This window comes from Sphingopyxis sp. KK2, assembly GCF_001990265.1.
Taxonomy (GTDB): domain Bacteria; phylum Pseudomonadota; class Alphaproteobacteria; order Sphingomonadales; family Sphingomonadaceae; genus Sphingopyxis.
Window position 1 is genome coordinate 1 of sequence record NZ_LYVN01000210.1, and the last position, 4,832, is coordinate 4,832.

At 68.5% G+C, this 4,832-nt stretch carries 5 protein-coding genes and 2 pseudogenes; 4 read left to right on the forward strand and 3 right to left on the reverse strand.

The features are described from left to right. The 3 genes and pseudogenes from B1A78_RS20425 to B1A78_RS20435 all read right to left on the reverse strand — a co-directional run. Positions 1-1,491: pseudogene (locus B1A78_RS20425) on the reverse strand (ATP-dependent DNA helicase); the annotation flags it as partial. Positions 1,492-1,560: 69 nt separating this feature from the next. Next, on the reverse strand, positions 1,561-1,821 hold the full coding sequence (locus B1A78_RS20430; protein ID WP_077148711.1) for a hypothetical protein: 261 nt from the start codon (positions 1,819-1,821) through the stop codon (positions 1,561-1,563). Positions 1,822-1,932: 111 nt separating this feature from the next. Continuing rightward, positions 1,933-2,307: a PilZ domain-containing protein gene (locus B1A78_RS20435; RefSeq protein WP_256839613.1), complete on the reverse strand. Its 375-nt coding sequence runs from the start codon at positions 2,305-2,307 to the stop codon at positions 1,933-1,935. 117 nt (positions 2,308-2,424) lie between these two features. Between B1A78_RS20435 and B1A78_RS20440 the strand changes: the two genes are divergently transcribed. From B1A78_RS20440 to B1A78_RS22860, 4 genes and pseudogenes are all read left to right on the forward strand, one after another. Further along, the gene (locus B1A78_RS20440; protein ID WP_083734378.1) at positions 2,425-3,333 is read left to right on the forward strand and encodes a copper chaperone PCu(A)C; all 909 of its coding nucleotides are present in this window, start codon (positions 2,425-2,427) and stop codon (positions 3,331-3,333) included. A 42-nt stretch (positions 3,334-3,375) separates the two neighbouring features. Next, positions 3,376-3,786 (forward strand): response regulator transcription factor, encoded by a 411-nt coding sequence (locus tag B1A78_RS20445; RefSeq protein WP_077148713.1) that lies wholly within the window; start codon positions 3,376-3,378, stop codon positions 3,784-3,786. 69 nt (positions 3,787-3,855) lie between these two features. After that, positions 3,856-4,422, forward strand: coding sequence for a DUF4199 domain-containing protein (locus B1A78_RS20450; RefSeq protein WP_083734380.1), 567 nt, complete (start codon positions 3,856-3,858; stop codon positions 4,420-4,422). A gap of 141 nt (positions 4,423-4,563) precedes the next feature. Beyond that, positions 4,564-4,832: pseudogene (locus B1A78_RS22860) on the forward strand (hypothetical protein); the annotation flags it as partial.

Sequence of the window (4,832 nt, forward strand, 5' to 3'; positions counted from 1 at the left end):
GGGCTGGTTCTCGGCCAGCCGGCCGAGCCAGCCGTCGCCCGGCAGTTCGCCCGCGGCGTGGATCGCCGCCTGGATCGCCTTGTCGCCCGCTTCGTCATAGCTCGCGACATCGGCGAGCCGCGCGGCGAGCCCGCGCCGCCGCCCGCGCGACTTGCCCTCGGGTCCGAGGATCCAGCGGCGGATCTCGATCGCTTCCTGCCCGGTCAGCGCGGCGGCAAACATGCTGTCGGCGGCGTCCCACAAATGATGGCCCTCGTCGAAGATCAGCCGTGTCATCGGCGCGCCGCCGCCGTCGCGCGGGCGCGCGGCCTGCACCATCGTCAGCGCATGGTTGGCGATCACGATGTCGGCCTGCGTCGCGGCGCGCGCCGATCGCTCGATGAAGCATTTGCGGAAATGCGGGCAGCCCGCATAGATGCACTCGCCGCGCCGGTCGGTGAGTGCGGTCGTGCCGTTGCGTCGAAACAAGGCGGGCAGCCAGCCGGGCAAGTCGCCGCCGACCATGTCGCCGTCGCGCGTATAGGCCGCCCAGCGCGCGACGAGCTGCGCGAGGATCGCGGCGCGGCCCGAAAAACCGCCCTGCAAGGCGTCTTCGAGGTTGAGCAGGCAGAGGTAGTTTTCGCGGCCCTTGCGCACGACCACCTTTTCGCGGTGCGTCGCGGGGTCGGGATAGAGCCGCTCGGTCTCGCGCGCCAATTGCCGTTGCAGCGCCTTGGTGAAGGTCGAGATGCACACCGCGCCCGCCGACTGGTCGATCCATTGTTTGGCGGGCGCGAGATAGCCGAGCGTCTTGCCGATCCCGGTCCCCGCCTCGGCGACGAGCATCTGCGGCGCGTCGCGGCGCTCGCGCGCGGCGAAGACGCCCGCGACGGCGCGCGCATAATCCTGTTGCCCCGGCCGCTGTTCGGCGCCGTCGCCGGTCAGCCGGTCGAGCCGCGCCGTGACATCGTCATCGTTGATCGTCACCTGTCGCGGCTGCCCGCGCGGGGACCCTTCCTCCCATTCGGGCAGGCGTGCGAACAGCCAGCGTTCGTCGCGCTCGGGCGCGGCCTGTCGCTGGATCAGCGCCGCCCAGGGCCAGCGCTGGCGCGCGAGCGCCTGCAGCCCGTGCCAGGCGCCCTCGCGTTCGGGCCAGTCGGGATCGTCGAGGCTCGCCAGCATTGCGGCGGCGGCCTGCGGCAGGAAGGCGGCGACCTCGGCCTCGGTCTTCGGCGGGTCCAGCCCCAGCGCGGCGGCCATCCCGGCGGGGGTCGGCACCGCGAAGCGCGCGGGATAGAGGAAGGCGAACAATTCGAGCAGGTCGAGCCCCGACAGGTCGGGATAACCCAGCCGGTCGCCGGTCAGCGGCGCGCCGAGCAGGATATGCGGGGTTCCCGCGACCGCCGCGATCGCCTCGCCGCGATCGACCCGCCGCGCGCGGCCCTGCGCATCGGCAAGCCAGATGCCGACATGGCTCGCGTGAATCGCGGGCAGGGGGAGGGGGGCGGCCATTGCCAAAGGGTAGGGACAAAAGAGGAACGCGGCAAGGCGGGGCGGTCGTATTTTAGGGCGCGAAACCGATCACCATATCGCCGCCCCCGACGCGAGCGCCGTGAGGCCGCAAACCGAAAAGGCGAGCATGACCACTCGCCAGACATTGTGCTGAACTCTGCTGATGTGGTCACCGCGCCGGATCAAGCTGACTTGGGGGCCGACGAGCCAAGTCACTGCCATGAAGAGCAGGAAGTTGAGTGCGATCAGCGGCCCGAGGGGCAGCGCCAGCCCGACATAGGCGACGACGAGCATCGATAGCGACGTCATCACCGCAAGGGTTGCTGCCATATTTATGGCGCGCCGGCCATATCGAGTCCGCATCGCCGCAAATTAGGGGCGCAGGAAGGACGAGGCAAGGCGCAGCAATATGGCGATGCCGCGACCGGTGTTTCGCCAGCCTCAGTTCAACCCGCGCCGTCCGAAGGTCGTCGGGCGCATGCTGCGAAACACCTGCGCCGGTTCGCTGGGCCAGGCGCCGCGGGCGCGGTCGAGGGCGTTGTAGAGCGGGCCGTCGGTGAGTTCGTAGGGAAAGCGCACGCCCATGCGGTCGACCTCGGCCCACATCACGACCGCATAGACCGTCTGGCCCGCATAATGGATTTCGCAGCGCGAGCGCACCGGCAGGATCACGCCGCCCTCGATCCGCGCGCCGCCTTCGGACAGGTCGGTGATGCGGCCCTCGACCATGTTGAGCACGCCGTTGACGACGACGTCGATCGACACGTTGGTGCGCATATGCTGGCGCGGGCTTTGCGGGGTGCTGCTGGTCATCATGGCCTTGAGGCTAGGCAAAGATGGTAAATTTTCCGGTAACGATGCCGCAGCTTCGGCGACTTGATCGATCATTCAAGTCGCGCTATCCTTGCCGCCCTCGAACGGGAGGAGCGGGCGATGCGAGGGACCATGATCGTAGCGATGCTGGTTGCGGCAACACCCGTCGCGGCGGCAGACGAAGCGCCGCCCCTCGCCGAGCTGTTCGCGCCGCTCGCCGGGCAATGCTGGACCGCCGAATTTCCGGGCGGCAAGGCGCGCGACACCCATTGCTATCGGCTGGTCGAGGGCGGCACCGCGATCGAGGACCGGCATATCGTCACGGGCGGCGCCGAACCCTATGGCGGGATCAGCCTCTATCGCCGAAACGCCGCCGACGGCACGATCCTCTATCATTATTTCGCCGGCGACGGCGGCTATAGCGCGGGCCGCGCGCTGCCCGTCGCGGGCGGTTTCGACTTTCCCGACGAGGAGTATGTCGGCCCCGCGGGCCAGGCGATGGCGATCCGCAACAGGCTGCGCTTCGTCGACGACGGCTATTCGGCCGCATCCGAGAAGCGCGAGGGCGAGGCGTGGACGCCGCTCTTTTCGATGAAATTTGCGTCGGTCGGCCCCGCGCCCGCGTCGGGCACGATCGCCTTCGACCATTTGCGGCTGTCGCGCGCGATCGTCCGCGACGCGCCCGAGGCCGGCGGTGACGTCGCGGCCTATGTGGCCATCGCCAATGTCGGCGCGGTGCCCGACCGGCTGCTCTCGGCGCGATGCACCTGCGCGGCGCGCGTCGAACTGCACCGGGTTACTCGCGCCGAGGGCAGGGCGTCGATGGACGATGCCTGGCCGCTCGACCTCGCCCCCGGCGCCCGCACCGAGGTCAAGCCGGGTACGCCGCTGCACCTGATGCTGATGGGCGTGAAGGCGCCGCTCGCCGCGGGCGGCAGCGTGCCGCTGATCCTCCAGTTCGAACGCGCGGGCGCGGTGCGCGTCGACTTCCATATCGTCGCCGACAGCGCCAAGGGCTGGGAGGGCTGACCCAGCTTGCCAGCGCGCGCGGGTGATGGTCTATCTCGGGCCATGATCCGCCCGATCCTCCTCTATGGCATAGCGCTCGCGGCGGCGGCCTTCCTGCTCGAATGGCTCAATTACAAACATGTCGTCCATCGCTGGTCGACCGAATTTTATGTCGCGTGCATCGCGGTGATCTGCGTCGCGCTCGGCATCTGGGTGGGGAACCGGCTCACCGCGCGGCCACGGCCGCCCTTTGCCCCCAATGACGCGGCGATCGCGGCGCTGGGCCTCAGCGCGCGCGAATATGAGGTGCTCGAACTGCTCGCGGCGGGCGACGCCAACAAGGTCATCGCGCGCAAGCTCGCCATCTCGCCGAACACGGTGAAGACGCATGTCGCGCGCGTCTATGAAAAGCTCGAGGTCGCGAGCCGCACGCAGGCGGTGCAGCGCGCGCAGGCGCTCGACATCCTGCCGTAAAATCGGGCGAAAACGCGCCAATCACCCCTTTGGGCGATAGATTTCGGCCGTTGTCCGGGCCCATCCCGCATGGCATTCACCATCTGGGGAGAAGAAGACATGGGCAGGATCATCGCGGTTTACGGCGCCATCGCGGGCGTCATCGTCGTCATCGGCATGCAGATCAGCATCGCGGTCGTCACCGACCATGGCACCATGGGCATGGTCGCCGGCTATCTGTCGATGCTGCTGGGGATGATCTTCGTGTTTGTCGGGGTGAAACGCTATCGCGACGTCGAGCGCGGCGGGGTGATCTCTTTCGGCAAGGCGCTGTCGGTCGGGCTCGGCATCTCCTTCGTCGCGGCGCTTTTCTATGTGCTGAGCTGGGAGGTCTATATGTGGCAGACCGGCGGTAGCTTCATGGCCGAATATATCGCCAGCCAGGTCGAGGCGATGCGCGCCGCGGGCAAGTCGGCGGCCGAGATCGCGAAATTCTCCACCGAGATGAACGTAATGGCCGAGCAGTACAAGAATCCGGCGTTCCGCATGGCGCTGACCTTCGTCGAGATATTGCCCGTCGCGCTGCTGGTGTCGCTCGTTTCGGCGGCGCTGCTGCGCAAGAGCAGCTTCCTGCCCGCGACGCAGCCGCGCGGCTGACCGGCACGCGGCAGGACATGGTGTTTCTGTCCCATATCGGGATAGAAATGCCATGTTTAAGCGCGCGGAAACCACGCGGATTACCACCCGGTTAAGCGCGCGCTCCCTAGGCGGCCGCAGCTTTTCGAGGGGGAATTCACCATGCCGCTTTCGCTTGGATCGATCACCGGGGTGCTCGCGCCCGTGCTGCGTCCGGTCACGCAGGCCGTGCCGGCGAACAGCGCGCCGACTCCGGTCCCGGTCGCCGTACCTGTGCCAGTGCCCGCTGCACCGATCGCCAGCAGCCCCGCCGCGTCGACCCCGGTCGCCGAGGCGCTCGTCGTGCTGGCACCGTCGCTCGCCGATCTTGGTCTGGCCCCCGACGCGCCGGTTCCCGGACAGCTGTCGGCCGAGCAGCCCGCCGCCGCCGA